Source organism: Streptomyces sp. NPDC002580 (assembly GCF_042889485.1).
GTDB lineage: Bacteria > Actinomycetota > Actinomycetes > Streptomycetales > Streptomycetaceae > Streptomyces.
In genome coordinates this window covers 96144-118339 of record NZ_JBIAQZ010000013.1, presented here as the reverse complement: position 1 = coordinate 118339, position 22196 = coordinate 96144, and the positions used below count along the sequence as shown (strand labels likewise).

The 22196-nt window shown below is 71.0% G+C and carries 16 protein-coding genes; 13 read left to right on the top strand and 3 right to left on the bottom strand.

All coding sequences use genetic code 11. The features are described from left to right. Window positions 1-48: 48 nt before the first annotated feature. The 4 genes from ACFYW7_RS33455 (at window position 49) to ACFYW7_RS33440 (ending at window position 7004) form a co-directional block, all read left to right on the top strand. On the top strand, window positions 49-1476 hold the full coding sequence (locus tag ACFYW7_RS33455) for a diaminobutyrate--2-oxoglutarate transaminase family protein (RefSeq protein ID WP_389509432.1): 1428 nt from the start codon (window positions 49-51) through the stop codon (window positions 1474-1476). 258 nt (window positions 1477-1734) lie between these two features. Next, window positions 1735-3738, top strand: coding sequence for an IucA/IucC family protein (locus ACFYW7_RS33450; protein ID WP_389509345.1), 2004 nt, complete (start codon window positions 1735-1737; stop codon window positions 3736-3738). A gap of 36 nt (window positions 3739-3774) precedes the next feature. Beyond that, window positions 3775-4605 (top strand): GNAT family N-acetyltransferase, encoded by an 831-nt coding sequence (locus ACFYW7_RS33445; RefSeq protein ID WP_389509343.1) that lies wholly within the window; start codon window positions 3775-3777, stop codon window positions 4603-4605. A gap of 350 nt (window positions 4606-4955) precedes the next feature. Then, on the top strand, window positions 4956-7004 hold the full coding sequence (locus tag ACFYW7_RS33440) for an ATP-dependent DNA helicase (protein ID WP_389509341.1): 2049 nt from the start codon (window positions 4956-4958) through the stop codon (window positions 7002-7004). Between the two features lie 319 nt (window positions 7005-7323). Here ACFYW7_RS33440 and lexA read toward each other — a convergent pair whose 3' ends face one another. After that, the gene (gene lexA / locus ACFYW7_RS33435) at window positions 7324-8100 is read right to left on the bottom strand and encodes a transcriptional repressor LexA (protein WP_266763403.1); all 777 of its coding nucleotides are present in this window, start codon (window positions 8098-8100) and stop codon (window positions 7324-7326) included. 518 nt (window positions 8101-8618) lie between these two features. Between lexA and nrdR the strand changes: the two genes are divergently transcribed. From nrdR to ACFYW7_RS33420, 3 genes are all read left to right on the top strand, one after another. Continuing rightward, on the top strand, window positions 8619-9170 hold the full coding sequence (gene nrdR, locus ACFYW7_RS33430; RefSeq protein ID WP_389509339.1) for a transcriptional regulator NrdR: 552 nt from the start codon (window positions 8619-8621) through the stop codon (window positions 9168-9170). A gap of 162 nt (window positions 9171-9332) precedes the next feature. After that, window positions 9333-12248, top strand: coding sequence for a vitamin B12-dependent ribonucleotide reductase (locus ACFYW7_RS33425; protein WP_389509336.1), 2916 nt, complete (start codon window positions 9333-9335; stop codon window positions 12246-12248). A gap of 284 nt (window positions 12249-12532) precedes the next feature. Further along, the gene (locus tag ACFYW7_RS33420; protein ID WP_389509333.1) at window positions 12533-13216 is read left to right on the top strand and encodes a DUF6215 domain-containing protein; all 684 of its coding nucleotides are present in this window, start codon (window positions 12533-12535) and stop codon (window positions 13214-13216) included. A gap of 69 nt (window positions 13217-13285) precedes the next feature. Here ACFYW7_RS33420 and ACFYW7_RS33415 read toward each other — a convergent pair whose 3' ends face one another. After that, the gene (locus ACFYW7_RS33415) at window positions 13286-13819 is read right to left on the bottom strand and encodes a TerD family protein (protein ID WP_389509330.1); all 534 of its coding nucleotides are present in this window, start codon (window positions 13817-13819) and stop codon (window positions 13286-13288) included. Between the two features lie 154 nt (window positions 13820-13973). Between ACFYW7_RS33415 and ACFYW7_RS33410 the strand changes: the two genes are divergently transcribed. From ACFYW7_RS33410 to ACFYW7_RS33395, 4 genes are all read left to right on the top strand, one after another. Then, window positions 13974-14579 carry a YdbC family protein gene (locus tag ACFYW7_RS33410; protein WP_389509328.1) on the top strand — a complete coding sequence of 202 codons (606 nt, stop codon included), beginning with the start codon at window positions 13974-13976 and terminating at the stop codon, window positions 14577-14579. A 125-nt stretch (window positions 14580-14704) separates the two neighbouring features. After that, on the top strand, window positions 14705-15364 hold the full coding sequence (locus tag ACFYW7_RS33405; protein WP_389509326.1) for a histidine phosphatase family protein: 660 nt from the start codon (window positions 14705-14707) through the stop codon (window positions 15362-15364). Window positions 15365-15376: 12 nt separating this feature from the next. Beyond that, window positions 15377-16285, top strand: coding sequence for an ADP-ribosylglycohydrolase family protein (locus ACFYW7_RS33400; protein WP_389509324.1), 909 nt, complete (start codon window positions 15377-15379; stop codon window positions 16283-16285). 1012 nt (window positions 16286-17297) lie between these two features. Continuing rightward, window positions 17298-18755 (top strand): DUF4153 domain-containing protein, encoded by a 1458-nt coding sequence (locus ACFYW7_RS33395; RefSeq protein ID WP_389509321.1) that lies wholly within the window; start codon window positions 17298-17300, stop codon window positions 18753-18755. Between the two features lie 250 nt (window positions 18756-19005). Here ACFYW7_RS33395 and ACFYW7_RS33390 read toward each other — a convergent pair whose 3' ends face one another. Next, entirely contained in the window at window positions 19006-20553 is a 1548-nt protein-coding gene (locus ACFYW7_RS33390; RefSeq protein WP_389509319.1) for an MFS transporter, read from the bottom strand. 185 nt (window positions 20554-20738) lie between these two features. On the opposite strand from ACFYW7_RS33390, the gene ACFYW7_RS33385 reads away from it, so the two are divergent. Together ACFYW7_RS33385 and ACFYW7_RS33380 are read left to right on the top strand one after the other, a co-directional pair. Beyond that, window positions 20739-21362: a TetR/AcrR family transcriptional regulator gene (locus ACFYW7_RS33385; protein ID WP_389509317.1), complete on the top strand. Its 624-nt coding sequence runs from the start codon at window positions 20739-20741 to the stop codon at window positions 21360-21362. Window positions 21363-21443: 81 nt separating this feature from the next. Further along, entirely contained in the window at window positions 21444-22145 is a 702-nt protein-coding gene (locus ACFYW7_RS33380) for a ribonuclease HII (protein WP_389509315.1), read from the top strand. Window positions 22146-22196 lie beyond the last annotated feature (51 nt).

Sequence of the window (22196 nt, the reverse complement as noted above, 5' to 3'; positions counted from 1 at the left end):
GCGGGAGGACCGGAAGTCGTGGCTGTGACCGAGTCGGCGGTGGTGCCGGTGGGGGCGTCCGGGGGCTCCCCGGGGGCGCGGGACGGTGGTACCGGAGCGGCCGAGGGGGCGCGCGCGGCGCACGAGGGGATTCTGCGGCGTCAGTCGGCGCGTGAATCGGCGGCGCGCACCTACGCGCGCGCCCTTCCCATCGTTCCCGTGCGGGCGCGCGGGCTGACGATCGAGGGCGCCGACGGGCGCCGCTATCTGGACTGCCTCTCTGGCGCCGGGACCCTGGCCCTCGGACACAACCACCCCGTCGTCCTCGAGGCGATCAGAAAGGTCCTCGACTCGGGGGCACCGTTGCACGTCCTGGACCTCGCGACACCGGTCAAGGACGCCTTCACCACCGAACTCTTCCGCACCCTGCCCCCGCGGTTCGCCGAGCGCGCCCGGGTCCAGTTCTGCGGACCGGCCGGGACCGACGCCGTGGAGGCCGCCCTCAAACTGGTGCGCGCGGCCACCGGCCGCACCGGCACGCTCGCGTTCACCGGCGCCTACCACGGGATGACGGCGGGCGCGCTCGAAGCCTCCGGCGGCGCCGGCGACGTACGCGTCGCCCGGCTGCCCTATCCGCAGGACTACCGGTGCCCGTTCGGCATCGGCGGCGACCAGGGCGCCGAACTCTCCGCGCGCTGGACGGAGTCCCTCCTCGACGACACCAAGTCGGGCGTACCGCTCCCCGCCGGCATGATCCTCGAACCCGTCCAGGGAGAGGGCGGGGTGATTCCCGCACCGGACGCCTGGACACGGCGGATGCGCGAGATCACGGCCGCCCGGTCCATCCCGCTGATCGTGGACGAGGTCCAGACGGGAGTGGGCCGGACCGGCACGTTCTGGGCGGTGGAACACAGCGGGATCACCCCGGACGTCATGGTCCTCTCCAAGGCCATCGGCGGCAGCCTGCCGCTGGCCGTCATCGTCTACCGGGACGACCTCGACGTGTGGCAACCCGGCGCCCACGCGGGCACGTTCCGCGGCAACCAGCTGGCCATGGCGGCCGGCACGGCCACCCTCGCCCACGTCCGCGAGAACGGCCTCGCCGAACGCGCGGCCACTGTCGGCGCCCGCATGCTGACCCAACTCCGCGGCCTGGCATCGGAGTTCCCCTGCGTCGGTGACGTCCGCGGACGCGGCCTGATGATCGGCCTCGAGTTCGTGGACCCCGAAGGGCAGCCGAGCCTCGTCCCCGACGGTCCTCGCCCCGCCGCCCCGGGGCTCGCCGCGGCCGTCCAACGGGAGTGCCTGCGCCGAGGGCTCATCGTCGAACTCGGAGGCCGTCGTTCGAGCGTCGTGCGTCTCCTCCCGCCCCTGACGATCAGCGACGAACAGACGTCGGCCGTGCTCGACCGGCTCGCCGACGCGGTGCGGGCGGTCGCACACGCGGACCCACGACCCGGGAGCGACGGGGCGCGGGGTGTCGACCCCCCGCGGTGAGATCCCGGCCAGGGGCCGACCCCGGCCGCCGCGGGGACGGGGACCCGGCGAGGGGGGACGGGCGCGAGGGGGGACGGAACAGGGGCGTACGCGCCCGACCGCCGTCCGTACGACACCGGGCGTCGGCCCTCCGGCGCACCACCCTACCGGCGTCCGCGCCCACGCGGCGACCTCGCCCCGGAACGCAAGAGCCCGCCGTCAACCGGCACCACCCCGGTTCGTCGCCGTACGAACCCGCACCACCTTCAAGGAATTCTCGTGAGCGTCAGTCCCGCACCCCACAGCCCTCCCTCCACGTACGAGCGAGCGGCCCACGGAACACCCGTCCCGCACCCGTCCGCGGCCGAGTCCGTTCCCCGGCAGGCGGAGGCGGCCCCCGCTCCCCGGCGACCGCGCGGGACCACCGCCGACCCGCTGGAACACCCCGACATCCGGACGGCGGCCCAGGCCGCGGCGGTGGAGAACCTGCTGCGCTGCTGGGTACGGGAGAACAACCTCTCCGCACCCGACGACGGCACCCTCCGCATCCCCCTCCCGGCCAGCGGCGCGACCCTGCTCGTCCCCGTCCACCACTGGTCCGCCGCCGGCTGGCACCGCTTCGGCCCTCCCCGTCTCGCCGACGCCCCCGGGACGGCGCCGGCCGCCGACGCGGTGACCGTGGCCGCCCTCTTCGCACGGCAGACCGCCCCCGAGACACCGGCGGAGCGTACGGGCCTCCCGGCAACCACCGTCGCACCGGCGGGAGCGGCACCGGCCGGGCCGGAAGCCGCGCACTCGGACAGCCCGGCCGGTGAGGGCGCCGACCTCGTCGGCCGCGTCGCCGACTCGGTCGTACGCACGGCCGTGTTCCTCGGCGACCGCAGGGAACACCCCTCCGACGGCCCCGACCGCTTCCTCGCCGCGGAGCAGGCACTTCTCCTCGGCCACCCGCTGCACCCGACACCGAAGGGACGCGACGGCCTCTCCGAGGCCGAGAACCGACTCTTCTCGCCCGAACTGCGCGGCTCCTTCCCCCTGCACTGGATCGCGGTCGCGCCGTCGGTGCTCGCGGCGGACTCGGCGTGGACGGAGCGCGGCCGCCCCGTGTCGGCGGAGCAGCTGACGACGCGGCTGGCCGGCCCCGACCTGACGCTCCCCGACGGGTACGCGGCCGCGCTGCCGCTGCACCCCTGGCAGCTGCGCGAGGTCCGGCACCGGCCCGAGACGGCGGCCCTGCTGGACGCCGGGCTCCTGCGGGACCTGGGTCCGCTCGGTGCCGCCTGGCACCCCACCTCCTCCGTCCGGACCGTGTACCGCTCCGGGGCCCCCGCCATGCTGAAGCTGTCGCTGGGCCTGCGCATCACCAACTCGCGCCGCGAGAACCTCCGCAAGGAACTCCACCGGGGCGTCGAGGTCCACCGCCTCTTGCGCTGCGGCCTGTTCAAGCGGTGGCAGACCGTCCACCCCGGCTTCGACATCGTCCGCGACCCGGCCTGGCTCGCCGTCGACGGCGTCGGCGGCGACCCCCTCCCCGGGCTGGACGTGATGATCCGCCACAACCCGTTCCGCCCGGCGGACGACGTCGCCTGCGTGGCGGGACTGGTCTCGCCCCGACCCTGTCCCCGACCCGGCACGGCCGACCGGGCGGAGGACAGCCGCCGGATGCGGTCCCGGCTCGACGAGATCGTCACCGCGCTCGCCGCACGGACCGGACGCCCGCGCGACGCCGTCGCCACCGAGTGGTTCCTGCGCTACCTCGAACAGGTCGTACGACCCGTGCTCTGGCTGGACAGCGAGGCGGGCATCGCCCTGGAGGCGCATCAGCAGAACACGCTGCTCCTGCTGGACGCGGACGGCTGGCCCGCGGGCGGCCGCTACCGGGACAACCAGGGCTACTACTTCCGTGAGTCCCGGCGAGCCGAACTCGACGCCCGGCTGCCGGGGATCGGCGCGCACAGCGACACCTTCGTCCCCGACGAGGTCACCGACGAACGCTTCGCCTACTACCTCGCGATCAACAACGTGCTGGGCCTCGTCGGCGCGTTCGGCTCCCAGCGGCTGGCCGACGAGCGGCTGTTGCTCGCCGCGTTCCGGCGGTTCCTCGTCGATGTCGCCACCGGCCCGGCCCGGCTGCGGACGCCCCTGCCCGCCCTCCTGCTCGACTCGCCCGTCCTGCGCTGCAAGGCCAACCTGCTGACCCGGCTGCACGGCCTCGACGAACTCGTCGGTCCCGTCGACACCCAGTCCGTCTACGTCACCATCGCCAACCCCCTCCATTCCTGAGGACCATGACCCACCCCGCCTTCTGAGAGGAGCGTCGTGCGTCCCACCGACGCGAGCACCGACGCCGGCCCCGCCCACACCGCCCGACCGGAGTCCGGATCCGCCCCCGGCCCGGGATCCGGACCCGGCCCCGTGTCCGGTGCGGCCACCGGCCTGGACCCCGGCCCTGACACGGACAGTGAGGACACGCTCGACCTCCGGCTCCCCGACGAACTGATCGCGCTGTTCGCCGGGGACAGGGCGGGCACCGCTGACACGGCGGACGCCGGGGCCCGTGCGGGGGCCGGGGAAGGGGGTGACCTGCTCGACCGGGTCGGGGGCTGGGGACCGACCAAGACATCCGCGGGCGTGTTCCACCTCGTGCCGGTGCGCGCCGAGCGCGACCTCTCCCTCATCACCCGCTGGATGAACGACCCCGCCGTCGCGGCGTTCTGGGAACTGGCGGGGGCCGAGTCCGTCGTCGAGGAACATCTGCGCCGGCAGCTCGACGGCGACGGACGCAGCGTCCCTTGTCTCGGGGCGCTGGACGGGACCCCGATGAGCTACTGGGAGCTCTACCGCGCGGATCTCGACCGTCTGGCGCGGCACTACCCCGCCCGGCCCCACGACACCGGGGTCCACCTCCTCATCGGCGGGGTCGCCGACCGGGCGAGAGGGCTCGGCTCGACCCTGCTCCGGGCCGTCGCCGACCACGTGTTCGACATGCGCCCCGCGTGCGCTCGTGTCGTCGCGGAACCCGACCTCCGGAACACCCCGTCCGTGTCCGCGTTCCTGAGCGCGGGGTTCCGCTTCTCCGCCGAGGTCGAGCTGCCCGGCAAACGGGCGGCCCTCATGATCCGCGACCGGGCCCTGCGCGATCTGGCGTAGCGGGTGTCCCCGTACCTCCAGTACCCCTGTAGCCCCCGGCGCACCGTGCGTTCCGGTCCCTCGTCCGAGGGGAGACCGTCGGCCCCAAGACTCGTTCCCCGAGTGCAAGGACCTCACGCGATGTTCGACCCGCACACCCCTCCGTATCGAGCGGCCGTGCCGGAACCGCCACCGGCCGTGTCCGGGCGACGGCCACGATCGCCCGGCGCGTCCGCGCCCGGCCGTCGGCGGAGCCGTCCCGAACCCCCGGCGACGATCCTGATCACCGGTTCCGTACGCGACGTGATCGCGTCCCCGGTTCCGGGCTTGATCACTCGGTTGTCAGTGGCGCCCCGTAGTCTGGCAGCGCTATGACGAAGCCCTCACTCCCCGAACTCCTGCACGCCGCCGTCACCGCTGTCGGCGGTACGGAGCGCCCTGGCCAGGTGACCATGGCCGAATCGGTCGCCGGTGCCATCGACGACAATTCCCACCTGCTGGTCCAGGCCGGCACCGGTACCGGAAAGTCGCTCGGCTACCTGGTCCCGGCGCTCGCGCACGGCGAGCGGGTGGTCGTGGCGACCGCCACCCTGGCGCTCCAGCGACAGCTCGTCGAGCGGGACCTGCCGCGCACCGTCGACGCGCTGCACCCACTGCTCCGCCGCCGTCCCGAGTTCGCGATGCTGAAGGGCCGGTCGAACTACCTGTGCCTGCACCGCCTGCACGAGGGCGTGCCGCAGGACGAGGAGGAGGGCCTCTTCGACCAGTTCGAGGCGGCCGCGCCCAGCAGCAAGCTGGGCCAGGACCTGCTGAGGCTGCGCGACTGGTCGGACGAGACCGAGACCGGGGACCGCGACGACCTCACACCGGGTGTCTCCGACCGGGCCTGGGGACAGGTGTCGGTGTCCTCGCGGGAGTGCCTCGGCGCCACCAAGTGCGCCTACGGAGCGGAGTGCTTCGCCGAGATGGCCCGCGAGCGGGCCAAGCTCGCCGAGGTCGTCGTCACCAATCACGCGCTGCTCGCGATCGACGCCATCGAGGGCGCGCCGATCCTCCCGCAGCACGAGGTGCTGATCGTCGACGAGGCGCACGAGCTGGTCTCCAGGGTCACCGGCGTCGCCACCGGCGAACTCACGCCCGGGCAGGTCAACCGAGCCGTGCGCCGCGCCGCGAAGCTCGTGAACGAGAAGGCCGCCGACCAGCTCCAGTCCGCCGCCGAGGGCTTCGAGCGCGTGATGGAGCTGGCGCTGCCGGGACGCCTGGAAGAGGTCCCGGAGGACCTGGGGTACGCGTTGATGGCCCTGCGCGACGCCGCCCGCACGGTGATCTCGGCCATCGGCTCCACCCGCGACAAGTCCGTCCAGGACGAGGACGCCGTCCGCAAGCAGGCCCTGGCCTCTGTCGAATCAGTGCACGCCGTGGCGGAGCGCATCGCGAACGGTTCCGAATGGGACGTGGTCTGGTACGAACGCCACGACCGCTTCGGGGCCTCGCTCCGGGTGGCTCCGATGAACGTGTCCGGACTCCTCCGGGAGAAGCTCTTCACGGACCGTTCCGTGGTCCTGACCTCCGCGACCCTCAAGCTGGGCGGGGACTTCAACGGGGTGGGTGCGTCGCTCGGGCTCGCCCCGGAGGGCACCGAGGGGGAGGACGTCCCCCAGTGGAAGGGCGTCGACGTCGGCTCGCCCTTCGACTACCCGAGGCAGGGCATTCTCTACGTCGCCAAGCACCTGTCGCGTCCCGCGCGTGACGGCGACCGCGGCGACATGCTCGACGAGCTCACGGAGCTGATCCAGGCCGCAGGGGGCCGCACGCTCGGCCTCTTCTCCTCGATGCGCGCGGCCCAGCTCGCGGCGGAGGAGCTGCGGTCCCGCATTCCCGAGTACCCGATCCTGCTCCAGGGCGAGGAGACGCTCGGCGAGCTGATCAAGAACTTCGCGGCGGACCCGAAGACCTGCCTGTTCGGCACGCTCTCGCTCTGGCAGGGCGTGGACGTGCCGGGCCCCAGCTGCCAGCTGGTCGTCATGGACAAGATCCCCTTCCCTCGTCCCGACGACCCGCTCATGAGCGCCCGCCAGAAGGCGGTCGAGGAGAACGGAGGCAACGGCTTCATGGCCGTGGCCGCCACTCACGCCGCTCTCCTCATGGCCCAGGGCGCCGGCCGCCTCGTACGCGCTTCCGGTGACCGGGGCGTCGTCGCCGTGCTGGACCAGCGTCTGGCCACGGCTCGCTACGGCAGCTACCTGAAGGCCTCGCTGCCCGATTTCTGGTACACCACGGATCGCGATCAGGTCCGCAGATCCCTCGCCGCGATCGACCAGAAGGCCCGAGCGGCCGAGGAGACGGCGGGAACCACAGAAGAGGTCCCGGTCGAGGAACCCCGAGCCGAGGAGACCCCGGCCGAGCCGGACGAGACGTAGCGCCGGAGGCTCGCCCAGCGATACGCCCCTCAGCCGAGGGGTGCATGGACCCTGAGCCACGCCCAGCCCCAGGTCGAGAGGGACACGAGCCCCGAGCACGCTGTGACGGGTGACGGGTGACGGGTGACGGGTGACGGGTGACGGGTGGCATAGGGCGCCCGATGCCCGGCGTGTGGGCATCGGACCCTGTGCGGCACCCCGCCGGGGGCCGCAGCCCGGTGAAGGCCCCCGGCCAGGAAACGCACGGGACCCCGGAACCGGCGCAGTTGGTTCCGGGGCCCCGGTCAGGGGCGGGGGCGGAGGTCCGCCCGTCGCGGTGTCACACCCGACGCAGTACCGCCACGACCTTGCCGAGGATGGTCGCCTCGTCGCCGGGGATGGGCTGGTACGCGGAGTTGTGCGGCAGCAGCCACACGTGCCCGTCCTCACGCTTGAAGCGCTTCACCGTGGCCTCGCCGTCGAGCATCGCGGCGACGATGTCGCCGTTCTCGGCGACCGGCTGGCGGCGGACCGTCACCCAGTCCCCGTCGCAGATGGCGGCCTCGATCATCGAGTCACCGACGACCTTCAGGACGAACAGCTCTCCGTCGCCGACGAGCTGGCGCGGGAGAGGGAAGACGTCCTCGACCGATTCCTCGGCGAGGATCGGACCTCCGGCGGCGATACGGCCGACGAGCGGTACATAGGACGCGGCCGGCTTGCCCGCCGTGTCCGTGGGCTGCACCGACGACTGGTCGGAGCCCCGCACCTCGTAGGCGCGCGGGCGGTGCGGGTCGCGGCGCAGGAAGCCCTTGCGTTCCAGCGCCATCAGCTGATGCGCGACCGAGGAGGTGCTGGAAAGGCCTACGGCCTGACCGATCTCCCGCATCGACGGCGGGTAGCCGCGCCGCTGCACGGAGTCCCGGATCACCTCGATCACCCGGCGCTGCCGGTCCGTGAGTCCCGAGCTGTCGGCCCGGATGCCTGGAGGTCGCCCAGGCAGGGAGCGCTTGGGCCCCTCATGATTCGCGGCTTCATTCATCGCATGCACCGGCTCGAGTCGGCCCTGGGAGCGCTCCTGGGCAGTGATGGTGGCGCTGTCTGCGGTGGTGGTCACGTCGGCCCCTCTCGATGGTCTCCCTGCTGGACAACGGTAGTTGCTTTCGAAAGGTTGCGCCAAACACACGTTCGAGTGAAAAAACGTGCACTGCCTGACGTGATCATGTGTCTGGGTGTATGGCTAGCAATGTGCCCGGCGGACAAAAGGGTTCATTGCTGTACCCTTCACCGCCGGAGGCGGTGGCCGTGCGGGTCGACCCGGGTCGGCGTCCAGTCTGTCATCCGATGGCCGCCGGGCCGGGGACCGGCCCCTTTCCGTGCGTCGCCCACGCTATCCCCGGGTGTCCGGGATGGGTATGCCTGTGCGGCACGTGCCCTTACGTGTATGACACGCGGGCCATGGGTGATTTCGCGGTCCAAGCCCCACATCTAGTGGTTGGATTGCGGAGGCGTCCCAGAAGTTGTGGTCGCATGTGTCCTCGCAGCCTTGAGCATCGCCTATGCTTGAGGCTGCTTCGAGGGACCGGAGAGGTCCCGAGAGGTCCCTGAGTCGTGTTGAGAAGGAGGGTCGGAGCCATGCACTGCCCCTTCTGCAGGCACCCCGACAGCCGCGTCGTCGACAGTCGTACGACCGACGACGGCACGTCGATCCGCAGGCGCCGCCAGTGCCCCGACTGCTCCCGTCGTTTCACGACCGTGGAGACGTGCTCACTCATGGTGGTGAAGCGCTCGGGCGTCACCGAGCCCTTCAGCCGGATCAAGGTCATCAACGGCGTGCGCAAGGCCTGCCAGGGGCGGCCCGTCACCGAGGACGCGCTCGCCCAGCTCGGCCAGCGTGTCGAAGAGGCCGTGCGAGCCACCGGAAGCGCCGAACTGACCACCCACGACGTGGGACTGGCCATACTCGGACCCTTGCAGGAACTCGACCTCGTGGCGTACATGAGGTTCGCGTCCGTGTACCGGGCCTTCGACTCGCTCGACGACTTCGAAGCCGCCATCGCGGAACTCAGGCAGGTGGAGCAACGCCCCGCCGCGGCCGACGACGACGCGGACGCGGCGCGCCAGGAGACCGACCGCGGGCCCGCGGGAACCTGTGAGGTTCCCGTGCCCGCCACCGCCGCCGACTGACCGCGGGCCGGACCCTCCGGGGTGACCGGCCCCGCCCTCGGGCGGCGACCACAGACCTGTCGCGGCAGGCCGCATCAGCGGCGCGCGCGGCATCAGACACACACCGTGCTGCGGGAAGATCGCGGCACTTCAGGGCGTTTTAGCCTGTTACTGGGAGGCGCAATGACAGAGACGGCGAGCGGTCCGGCACGAGGTTCCCGCGCGAAGAGCGGAGCCAAGGCCACCAAGGGCCTGCGTATCGAGCGCATTCACACCACCCCCGGCGTGCATCCGTACGACGAGGTGAAGTGGGAGCGCCGTGACGTCGTCATGACCAACTGGCGCGACGGCTCGATCAACTTCGAGCAGCGTGGCGTCGAGTTCCCCGGCTTCTGGTCGGTGAACGCGGTCAACATCGTCACCAGCAAGTACTTCCGCGGTGCTGTCGGCACCCCGCAGCGCGAGACCGGTCTCAGGCAGCTCATCGACCGCATCGTGAAGACGTACAGGAAGGCCGGAGAGGACCACAAGTACTTCTCCTCGCCCGCCGACGCCGAGATCTTCGAGCACGAGCTGGCGTACGCCCTCCTGCACCAGATCTTCAGCTTCAACAGCCCCGTCTGGTTCAACGTCGGGACGCCGCAGCCCCAGCAGGTCTCCGCCTGCTTCATCCTGTCCGTCGACGACTCCATGGAGTCGATCCTCGACTGGTACAAGGAAGAGGGCATGATCTTCAAGGGCGGCTCCGGCGCCGGCCTGAACCTCTCCCGGATCCGCTCCTCCAAGGAGCTCCTCTCCTCGGGCGGCAACGCCTCGGGTCCCGTGTCCTTCATGCGCGGTGCCGACGCCTCCGCGGGAACGATCAAGTCGGGCGGCGCGACCCGCCGCGCGGCCAAGATGGTCATCCTCGACGTCGACCACCCCGACATCGAGAACTTCATCGAGACCAAGGTCAAGGAAGAGGAGAAGATCCGCGCCCTCCGTGACGCGGGCTTCGACATGGACCTCGGCGGCGACGACATCACGTCCGTCCAGTACCAGAACGCCAACAACTCGGTCCGCGTGAACGACACGTTCATGAAGGCGGTCGAGGAGGGCGGCAAGTTCGGCCTCACCTCGCGCATGACCGGCGAGGTCATCGAGGAGGTCGACGCCAAGTCGCTCTTCCGCAAGATGGCCGAGGCCGCCTGGGCCTGCGCCGACCCGGGCATCCAGTACGACGACACGATCAACAACTGGCACACGTGCCCGGAGTCCGGCCGTATCAACGGCTCGAACCCGTGCAGCGAGTACATGCACCTGGACAACACGTCCTGCAACCTCGCCTCCCTGAACCTGATGAAGTTCCTCAAGGACGACGGCAAGGGCCGCCAGTCCTTCGAGATCGAGCGCTTCGCCCAGGTCGTCGAGCTGGTCATCACCGCGATGGACATCTCCATCTGCTTCGCTGACTTCCCGACGGAGAAGATCGGCGAGAACACCCGCGCCTTCCGCCAGCTGGGCATCGGCTACGCCAACCTCGGCGCCCTGCTCATGGCGACCGGCCACGCGTACGACTCCGACGGCGGCCGCGCGCTCGCCGGCGCCATCAGCTCCCTGATGACGGGTACGTCGTACAAGCGTTCCGCAGAGCTCGCCGCGGTCGTCGGCCCGTACGACGGCTACGCCCGCAACGCGCAGCCCCACCAGCGCGTCATGAAGCAGCACGCCGACGCCAACACCGCGGCCGTCCGCATGGACGACCTGGACACCCCGATCTGGGCCGCCGCCACGGAGGCCTGGCAGGACGTGATCCGCCTCGGCGAGAAGAACGGCTTCCGCAACGCGCAGGCCTCGGTCATCGCCCCGACCGGCACCATCGGTCTCGCGATGTCCTGCGACACCACCGGTCTCGAGCCCGACCTCGCGCTGGTCAAGTTCAAGAAGCTGGTCGGCGGCGGCTCGATGCAGATCGTCAACGGCACCGTGCCGCAGGCCCTGCGCCGCCTGGGTTACCAGGAGGAGCAGATCGAGGCGGTCGTCGCCCACATCGCCGAGAACGGCAATGTCGTCGACGCCCCGGGCCTGAAGACCGAGCACTACGAGGTCTTCGACTGCGCCATGGGCGAGCGCTCCATCTCCGCGATGGGCCACGTCCGCATGATGGCCGCGATCCAGCCCTGGATCTCCGGCGCGCTCTCCAAGACGGTCAACCTGCCGGAGACGGCGACCGTCGAGGACGTCGAGGAGGTCTACTTCGAGGCGTGGAAGCTGGGCGTCAAGGCGCTCGCGATCTACCGCGACAACTGCAAGGTCGGCCAGCCCCTCTCCGCCAAGACCAAGGAGAAGGAGAAGTCCGCGACGGACGCCGTCACGGCCAAGGCCGAGGAGACCATCCGTACCGCGGTCGAGAAGGTCGTCGAGTACCGCCCGGTCCGCAAGCGCCTGCCCAAGGGCCGCCCCGGCATCACGACCTCCTTCACGGTCGGCGGCGCCGAGGGCTACATGACCGCCAACTCCTACCCCGACGACGGTCTCGGCGAGGTCTTCCTCAAGATGTCGAAGCAGGGCTCCACCCTCGCGGGCATGATGGACGCCTTCTCGATCGCCGTCTCGGTGGGTCTGCAGTACGGCGTGCCGCTGGAGACGTACGTCTCGAAGTTCACGAACATGCGCTTCGAGCCGGCCGGCATGACGGACGACCCGGACGTGCGGATGGCGCAGTCGATCGTCGACTACATCTTCCGCCGCCTGGCGCTGGACTTCCTGCCCTTCGAGACGCGCTCCGCGCTCGGCATCCACTCCGCCGAGGAGCGCCAGCGTCACCTGGAGACCGGCTCCTACGAGCCGTCCATGGAGGACGTCGAGGTCGAGGTCGAGGGTCTGGCCCAGTCCGCGCCCCGCGCGCAGGAGCTGAAGGCCGTCGCCGTCACCCCCAAGATCGAGGCCGTGGCGGCCGAGCCCGCCCCGAAGCAGGTCCACACCAGCGCGGAGCTGGTGGAGATGCAGCTGGGCATCCAGGCCGACGCCCCGCTGTGCTTCTCCTGCGGCACGAAGATGCAGCGGGCCGGTTCCTGCTACATCTGCGAGGGCTGCGGCTCGACGAGCGGTTGCAGCTGACACCGGGCGTCGCCTCGGCGAGCGGTCGCGGCTGACACCGAGCGCCCTTCGGGCGTGAACAGCTGATCAGGGCGGTGGAGCGGGCAGGTGGCTCCACCGCCCTCGGCGTCGTGCCGACGGGTGCCGTCGGGCAAGGAGCCGGGGCCCCTCGCACGGTCCGCCCCGGGCGACCGTGGTCGCGCGGGGTCACGGTCTCGGAACCCGGTGGAATCCGCCTTTCCCGCGAAACGATCTACGGCTAGTCTCCCTCCGCGCGCACGGGGCGCGATGGGGAGGCGGGGGACATGGCCGACAAGATGGCCGGATCGAGAGCGGGCTTGAACGTGGGGGTTCAGGCCTTCGCGGCGGTGGTGCTGGTCGGGGGCGTCACGGGGGGCATATGGGGGGTGTCACGGGTCCTTCCGAACACGAACGGCACCGACAGGCCGGCCACCTGTTCCGAGGGGCGCGGCACACCGTCGGCGAAGCGGGTCTCCGGGGCGCAGCTGTGCCGGGCGCTGAACCGCTCGGACCTGCCGGCCCTCCTGGGGACGCCCCAGGAGCACGCGCGGACGGCCGACGGCGACGACGGGTGGATCACCCTCGACGGTGGGACCAAGATCGCCAGCCCTGAGGCGAACGTGACCCTGGACACCTACTCCGTGAAGCTGTCGGCCTCAGAGGACCAGTTCTCCGTCTCGCAGGGCCTCGACCTGCTGCCGAAGGCCGAGCCGAGGCAGGTACTGGGGCACACGGCGGTCCTCTACTCGGACCGGACGGTCGCCCTCACCCTCGGCTCCGGCAAAGCCGAGAGCGGCCCCGGCGGCATCGCCCGCAGCCTGTTGGTCGCCAGGGACGCGAAGGACGGAGGCGGCGGTTCGTTCGAGGTCACCGTCTGGCGTCAGGACGAGGGGGTGCCCGACGACGCGGCGTTGTTCCGCGTCGCCGAAACGGTGCTGCCGACGATCCCGGGCTGGAAGAGCGGCTGAACACCCCCCCCGGGCGAGCCCGGGACCGAAGGCCGGCACAGCGCGGACCCCACGACACCGGGCTGTGCCTCACGCCTCCTGCGGGCTGCCCATGACCTGGGCGAAGGTCGCCGGGTCCGTGTCGTAGCCGTGGACGCCCGGATGGAACGTCCACTCCCCGGAGCCGTCGCGAACGAACTCGCCTATGGTCGCGGCCGTTGCTCCCGGCACGTCGCCGAACTCCCCCTCCGTCAGGACGGTGTAGCCCTCACGCAGGCGGAACGCGGGATTGAGGACACCGGCGAACGTCCTCGGTCCGGTGCGCTGCTGGATCAGCACACCGACCACCACGCGCGCGTAACGGCTGTTCAGACGGTCGAGCTCCAGCGTCATGACCTCGTCCCAGCCGAAGCCCTTGCCGTCCTTGCTGTCACGGTCCAGAGAGATGGTGCCGTCCGGCGAGCGGCTGCCGAAATACACCACGTAGTCCGGAGCCCCGTCCGGCGCGGACGCCAGATAGGTCGCCGCGACGATGTCGAGGTCGGTCGCGGGCTCACCTGCGGGACTGGGATCCCATTTCACCGCCAACTCGGCTTTGCGGATGCCCTTGTTGAGACCGTTCACCGGATGTGCCCTCCCCGTTCTTCAGTAATCACCGGCTCAACTGCCCTGCGGGCTAGGCCGGTTGTTCATCGTGCCACGCGCGCCGGAGAGTTCGCGCGGATCTGCTCGGCCGGAGCGTGACCGGCGCCACGTTCCGGGGCCTTACGATGGCGCGGTGCTGGTCAAGTGGATTCGCTGCACCGTGGTCGATCGCCGCGGTTTCGAACGAGGGCAGCGAAAATGGGCGGGGCTTCTGGGGGAGCCGGGATTCCGGGGACAGGGCGGAGGGTGGAGTGTGGGGCGGTCCGGCGTCGCGCACATCTTCGCCTTCTGGGAAAGCCGTGCCTTCTACGACTCCTTCATGGCCCGGTCCCATGACCGGCTCGCCGCCTCGCAGGCGGGCACCTTCAAGGACTCCCAGGTCAAACTGTTCGACCACCGATTCGACGTGAAGACCGGCTTCGAGCCGCGCTTCACGGACTCCGACGTGGTGCGGGTCGCGCACTGCCGTGTCCACGAGGACCGCGCCGAGCACTTCGCGCTGATGCAGGAGAAGGTCTGGAACCCCGCGATGGCGGGCTCGCCCGGCATGGTGCGAGGCCTGTTCGGCGAGGCGCCCGGTAGCGAGTTCCTGGTCCTGTCCATGTGGAAGTCGGCCGCCGAGCACGGCAAGTACCGCGCCGAGCGGGTGGAGCGGCTGGCACTGCGCGCCCAGATCGAGGCCGACATAGCCGCCCTCGCGGGCGACATCGTGCGGCTGGAGCCCGGCTGGATCGTCTGAAATCCGGGCAGGACGCCCCGGCGGCGCCCGCTCGCCGGGTCCTGATGTGCGGGAACGGTGTGATCTGCGCCGTATGGAGGCTGTACGGCTGCTCGAACGGTGCCCACACGATCTAGGGTCTTGGCATGGCACGACCACGGCGCATCGTCCTTGTCCGGCACGGCGAGTCGGTGGGCAATGCCGATGACACCGTGTACGAACGCGAGCCCGACCACGCTCTGGCGCTCACCGAGACGGGGTGGCAGCAGGCGGAGAACACCGGCAAACAGCTGCGTGAGATCTTCGGCGGGGAGCGCGTAAGCGCTTACGTCTCCCCGTACCGCCGCACCCACGAGACGTTCCGCGCCTTCCACCTCGACCCCGGACTCGTCCGGGTGCGTGAGGAGCCGCGCCTGCGCGAGCAGGACTGGGGCAACTGGCAGGACCGTGACGACGTACGTCTCCAGAAGGCCTATCGCGACGCGTACGGGCACTTCTTCTACCGGTTCGCGCAGGGAGAGTCCGGGGCCGACGTGTACGACCGGGTCGGCGGCTTCCTGGAGAGCCTCTACCGGAGCTTCGAGGCCCCGGACCACCCGCCGAACGTCCTCCTGGTGACCCACGGCCTGGCCATGCGGCTGTTCTGCATGCGCTGGTTCCACTGGACGGTCGCCGAGTTCGAATCGCTCTCGAACCCGGGGAACGCGGAGGTGCGGATGCTCGTTCTGGGGGAGGACGGCAGGTACACCCTTGATCGTCCCTTCGAGCAATGGCGTGATCCGGAATCGTACGGAGTCACCGGATAGAGTGGGAGAGCCATGATCGCTGACTCCTCGCCCGACGGCCGCTTCGGCCGCGCCCTGGCCAGCCTGCGCGGACTCATGGTGGGGGACGCGCTGGGTTCGCAGTTCTTCGTGCCCGCGAACTACCCACTGTTGAAGCGCCGAGAGCTGCCGCCCCGCCCCTGGCAGTGGACCGACGACACCGAGATGGCCTGCTCCGTGGTCGCGGTCCTGGCCACACACCATCGCGTCGACCAGGACGAGCTGGCCCGCTCCTTCGCCGAGCACCACGACTTCGACCGGGGCTACGGCCCCGCGGTCAACCGGCTGCTGCGGCAGATCCGGGAGGGCGGCGACTGGCGCGAGCTGGCGTCCGCCCTCTTCAAGGGACAGGGCTCGTGGGGCAACGGCGCGGCGATGCGGATCGCCCCCCTGGGGGCCTGGTACGCCGACGACCCCGAGCAGGCGACCCATCAGGCGGAGATCTCCGCCTACCCCACGCACCAGCACCGGGAGGCCGTGGTCGGAGCCATGGCCGTCGCCGCGGCCGCCGCGCTGGCCGCCGACCCGGCGGGCCCGCCGAGCGCCGAGGCGCTGCTCGACGGCGTCATCGCACTCGTGCCGCGCAGTGCCGTGGGTGCCGGACTGCGACGCGCCCGGGACATGCTCGACTACGGGGACGCCGCGACCGTCGCCGCCGTACTGGGCTGCGGACGGCGTACGTCGGCTCACGACACCGTTCCCTTCGCCCTCTGGTCGGCCGCCCGCGCCCTGGGCGACTATGAGGAGGGCTTCTGGGTCACGGCCCAGGTCGGCGGTGATGTGGACACGACCTGTTCCATCGTGGGCGGCGTGGTGGCCTCCGGGAAGGCGGGAGCGCCCCCCGCGGCGTGGCTGGAGGCCACGGAGGCGCTGCCGGGATGGACGCCGGGACCGACGTACTGACCTCCGGCCGGTGACGTGCTCGGGGTGTACGCCTGGCGGGTTCCTGACCGGTCGCCGCCTGCCCGCCGGCCCGCGCCTTCGAGCCGTGGCGTTCGAGCGGGCGAGGGCCGAGCTGAGGCCGAGCGGTCGGCGGCGTGGGTCTGCTCCGGGGGAGCCGGGAAAGGCGTGGGTCCGCCGGCTCGTGGAGAGCGGGACCGCCGGGGTCTGTCACAGGCTTGCTACAGCCACCAACCCCCATCCCCAGCCGCGACGCCCATGGATACCGTGTGCGCCACGCGCCCGTTGATCATCGCGGGCGTGTGCCGACGAGACCCGGTCGGCAGCCCTTCCGTGTCACAGAGCCGGTTGTGGGCTGCCCGGAGACCGGCTGGGAGGGGATCCCTTGTCCGACATACCGTCCACGCCCGAGCCGAGAGACGATTCGCCGACGGGACCGAAGAGCCCGGAGGCGCGCAAGAACGTACGGGGAGCCGACGCGCGTCATCCGGAAGCGCCGGGGCCGGGGGATTCCCCGGATCCGGCCGGAGCCCCATCGACGGGGCGGCCGAGCCCTGGATCCGGCGCGGGATCGGGTACCACGGGGGACGCGGCCGCATCGGTGGTCGAGGAGGCCCCGGAGGAACGAGCGGAACTCAGGGGCGGGCAGGAACCTCGGAGCGAGGACGAATCCGAGTACCAATCCGAGGGCAGGGCCGACCGGGAGTCCGACGCGGACGCCGCCGAGGAGCCGGGGGGCCGGGCGGCCGAGGCGCACGACGGGGACGATGCGCACGCCGGGGGCCAGAAGCACGACGGTGCCGATGACGGCGACGAGCGGGCCTCTCGGCAAGCCGACGCGAGGAAGGCGGTCCCGGCGGCCCGTGCGGCCGGGCCGGTCGACGGAGGCGTGAAGCCCCGGCCGCAAGCCGCCCGAACGGTTCACGGAACCCCCGGCAGAACTCCTGGCAGGCCGCATCCGGCGCCCGCCCCCGGCATGCTGGCGGCCGGACTCCAGGTGGGTCCGCCCGCCCCCGTGCGCACGGCCACGCTGTGGGCCACGCTCGCGACCGGGCTGCTCAGCATGCTGCTCCTGGACGACGGTCTGGCGGTGAACCTCCTGCTCGTGGCGGTACCCGCCTCGCTCGCCGCGTTCTTCGCGGGCCGGGCGGCCGGACGCCGCGCGCATGCCTGGGCCCTCGTCTGGGGCATCGGCGGCATCGGCCTGCTGAGCGTGCCCGCTCTGCGGGACGCGGACTGGCCTTCGTTCCTCGCCGTCGTGACCGCGATCGGGCTCGGTTCGATCGCGCTGCAGGGCGGACGCTCCTGGCCCGCGGTGCTGCTGGGGCCCATCGGTGTGCTCAACTCCGTCGTCCTCGGCCCCGCTTGGGGCTGGCGTGGGCTGCGGGAACGATTCGGCAGCGCCCGTCGCGGTGTGGGTGTCGGACTGCGCGCGCTGGTGGTGACCGCGGTCCTGCTGCTCGTCTTCGGTGCGCTGTTCGCCGGCGCGGACGCGGCGTTCGCGAACCTGCTCAGCGACCTGATGCCGGACGCGTCCGTCTCCGGCGGACCCTGGCATGTGGTGCTGCTGGTGTTGGGCCTGGTCGGAGCGCTGGCCGTGGCCCACACGGCGGCCGCCCCGGCGCGCTGGGACCGGGTCGTGGTGCCCGCCGGGCGTCCGCGCAACCGCGTGGAGTGGGCCCTGCCGCTGGTCGTGCTCGTCGTGCTCTTCGCGGCCTTCAACGCCGTCCAGCTCGTCGTCCTCTTCGGCGGTTACGACGCCGTACTGAAGAAGAACGGTCAGTCCTACGCCGACTACGCGCGCCAGGGCTTCTGGCAACTGCTGATCGTCACGCTGCTGACCCTGCTCGTCGTGGTGTTCGCGCTGCGCTGGGCGCCCCGGGACGGCGTGGGCGACCGCAATCTGGTGCGCGGCGTGCTGGGAACCCTCTGCGGACTGACGCTCGTTGTCGTGGCATCCGCTGTGCGACGTATGGACATGTACGTGGACGCCTATGGGCTGACGAGGCTGAGGGTGTCCGTGGTGGCCGGGGAGCTCTGGCTGGGCCTGGTCATCGTGCTCATCATGGCGGCCGGAGTATGGGGCGCCCGTTGGCTGCCCCGCGCCGTCGCCGTCAGTGCCGCGGCCGGTGTGCTCGCGTTCGGGCTGATGTCCCCCGACGCCCTGATCGCCGAGCGCAATGTCCAGCGGTACGAGGAGACGGGCCAGGGCGGGAAGACCCCCAAGTTCGACCTCGAGTACGCGCAGGAGCTGTCGGCCGACGCCGTACCGGCCCTCGACAAGCTGAAGGAGCCGATGCGTTCCTGCGCGCTGAGTTCCGTCGCGGAGGACCTGGCGACGGACGACAAGCCCTGGTACGCGACCAGCTGGGGCGAGGTCCGGGCCCGGGAGATCCTGCGCGACCACCCGCTGGTCACGACCGGCTACTCGAGCGTGTGCACCCAGATGGCGATCGAGCAGATGTATCGCTGAGCTGTATCGCTGTGCCGCTGAGCGGACTCCTGCCGGGGTCCGCGCCGAGCGCCGGTGCCCCCGGGGTCGTACGGGCGTCCGGCGTCCCGTGCTTGTACCGCGGCCGGGGCGGAGCTGGGGTTGGGGCCGGGCCCGTCGTCGTGGCGCCGCCGCGTCGACCGGGCCCGGTCTCGTGTCGTACCGCTGACGGCCGGACCGCGGTCCTGGTCCGTTCCCCCGGACCGCGCTCCGGCCGTCAGCGGCTCCGTCCTCAGCCGACGGCGGGTTCCGCCGTGCCGGCGAGGGCGTCCAGGTCGCTCCTGCGGACCTTGATCACCACGGCCGCGGTGATCAGGGCGAGCAGGGCCATCGCCACCGCCGGTACGAAAGCGGTCGAGATGCCCTGGGCGAGCACCTCGTGGCCCCACGGGGCGGGCAGCTGATGGGACTTGGCGAACTCCGCCTTCTGCTCGGCCGAGCCGTCCGCCAGGAACTTCGGCATCTGCTGCGCCGCCTCGTCGCGGCCGGCGGAACCGAACACCGTCGTGAGGATGGCGAGACCGAGCGAACCGCCCACCTGTTGCGTGACATTGAGCAGACCGGAGGCGGCGCCCGCCTCGCGCTGGGCCACCCCGGAGACCGCCGTCACCGTCAGCGTCACGAAGTTCAGGCCCATGCCGAAGCCGAACAGCAGCATCGGGCCGAGGACGGCGCCCAGGTACGAACTGTCGGGGCTGATGAAGGTCAGCCAGCCGAGCCCGAGGGCGACGAGGGCCGAGCCCGCGATCATGAACGGCTTGGGGCCGAGCACCGGCAGGAAGCGCTGCGAGAGGCCCGCCCCGACCGCGATGGCGACCGTCACCGGGAGGAAGGCCAGACCGGACGAGATCGGGCTGTAGCCCAGGACGTTCTGAACGAAGAGGACGATGTAGAAGAACATGCCGAACATCGCGGCCGCGAGGCTCAGCATGATCAGGTAGGTGCCCGAGCGGTTGCGGTCGGCGAACATCCTCAGCGGGGTGATGGGCTCCCTGGCCCGCGTCTCGATGGTCCCGAACGCCAGCAACAGGGCGACGGCCGCGCAGAACGACCCGATCGTGAGACCGTCCCGCCAGCCCTCCTCCGCGGCGCGGATGAAGCCGTACACCAGGGACGCCATGCCGGCCGTCGAGGTGAGCGCGCCCGCGATGTCGAAGCGTCCCGAATGGCGTTCGGACTCGTTGATGTACATCGGCGCGAGCACGGCGATCAGGATGCCGATGGGTACGTTGACGAAGAGGACCCACCGCCAGTCGAGCCACTCCGTGAGCATCCCGCCGGCCAGCAGTCCGACGGCGCCGCCACCGGCCGAGACCGTCGAGAAGACGGCGAACGCCCGGTTCCGCTCCGGTCCTTCGGGGAACGTGGTGGTGATCAGGGCCAGCGCCGTCGGCGAGGCGATCGCGCCACCGACCCCCTGCAGCGCGCGTGCCGCCAGCAACTGCCAGGGTTCCTGGGCGAGTCCGCCGAGCAGCGAGGCGAAGGTGAACAGCAGGATGCCGGTCATGAAGACCCGGCGCCGACCGAGGATGTCACCGGCCCGCGCGCCGAGAAGCAGCAGGCCACCGAAGGTGAGGGTGTAGGAGCTGATCACCCATGTCAGGTCGGTCGTACTGAACTCGAGGGCGTCTTGAATGTGCGGGAGCGCGATGTTCACAATCGTCGCGTCGAGTACCACCATGAGTTGGCAGGCCGCGATGACGGCGAGCGCGATGCCGGGATGCCCTTCCCGACGGGCCGCACCTGGCTTGGTGTCCTTGGTCAACTGAGAGGTTGTCACTATGCTTCCCCCACAAGTGCCTTAGTGAACGCTCGCGTTCACTGTTGCTTCAACGGTAATGACTCCCCGTCAGTGAACGCAAGCGTTCACTGAAGCTGCCGCCGAAGTCGCCCGGCCCGCTCGTCCGATCCCCGCGCAAGCTCGAACTCCCCGAATCCCGCACCCTGTACGACGGAGACACTCTGATGGTTGCTTCGCGTTGGACGGCCGCCCCCGCTCAGGCGGCCTCCTCGCGCCGGCGTGGTGCCGTGCTCGAGCGCGCGATCCTGGAGGCCGCGCTGGAACAGCTCGGCACGGTCGGCTGGAACGGCCTCACCATGGAAGGTGTGGCCGCGCGCGCCCAGACCGGCAAGGCCGCGGTCTACCGGCGCTGGCCGTCCAAGGAGGACCTGGTCGCGGACGCCCTCCAGGCCGCGCTGCCGAAGGTGACGGACGCTCCCGACCTCGGCAGCGTCCGGGAAGACCTGTTGGAACTGTGCCGGCTCGTACGTGACGCGATGTTCTCGCAGCCGGGTTTCGCGCTTCGCGCCGTTCTTCACGAATGCGATGTGACGCAGGCCGAACGCTTCAACCAGGTGATCCTCGGCGGAGTCGTCGAACCCACTATGAGACTGCTCCGCGAGGTCATTCACCACGGTATAGAGCGGGGTGAAGTACGCCCCGACGCCGCGAACCCGTACGTGTTCGACGCCGTACCGGCGATGATGATGTACCGGTCGAAGGTGTGCGCAAGCGAATGGAGCGACCAGGATCTCCAGGAGATGATCGACCAGCTGATGGTCCCGCTGCTGCGCGCTCGGGTCGCCTGACCGGCTCCGGGACGTGCTCCCCCGGAGCCCGGGGAACCTGGGTGTCGGGAGGGGTTGCGGGCGGCGTAGTCTGAAGGGGCTATGCCGTACGAACCCCCCACTCACACTGTCGAGCGCTCCCTCCGCGCCACGACCGGAGCGAAGGTCGTCGCCGGTGTCGACGAGGTGGGCCGCGGCGCGTGGGCCGGCCCCGTCACCGTCTGTGCCGCCGTCACCGGACTGCGCCGACCGCCCGAAGGCCTCACCGACTCCAAACTCCTGACCGTCAAGCGCCGGACCGCGCTCGCCGTGGAGTTGGAGAACTGGGTGACGTCGTACGCCCTCGGACACTCCTCCCCGGAGGAGATCGACCGGCTGGGGATGACGGCGGCCCTGCGCCTCGCGGCCGTACGCGCGCTGGAGGCCTTGCCGGTCCGTCCCGACGCGGTCATCCTCGACGGGAAGCACGACTATCTCGGAGCTCCCTGGCAGGTCCGTACAGTGATCAAGGGCGACCAGTCCTGTATCGCCGTCGCGGCGGCCTCGGTGCTCGCCAAGGTTCAGCGCGACAAAATGATGGCCGAACTGGGCATCGACCATGCAGACTTCGGTTTTGCGGCCAACGCCGGGTACCCGTCGCCGGTCCACAAAGCCGCGCTGGAGGAGCGGGGCCCCACTCCGTACCACCGGTTGTCGTGGGCGTATCTTGATGCGCTGCCCCAGTGGCGGCATCTCAAGAAGGTCCGCAGCTGGGCGGATGGGAACGTTCCGGAGATCGAGGGCCAGCTCGGCTTCGATTTCTGACGATTCCTTTCGCATTCATGTGCCACCCGCCGAGGCGAGTCGCACCGGCGT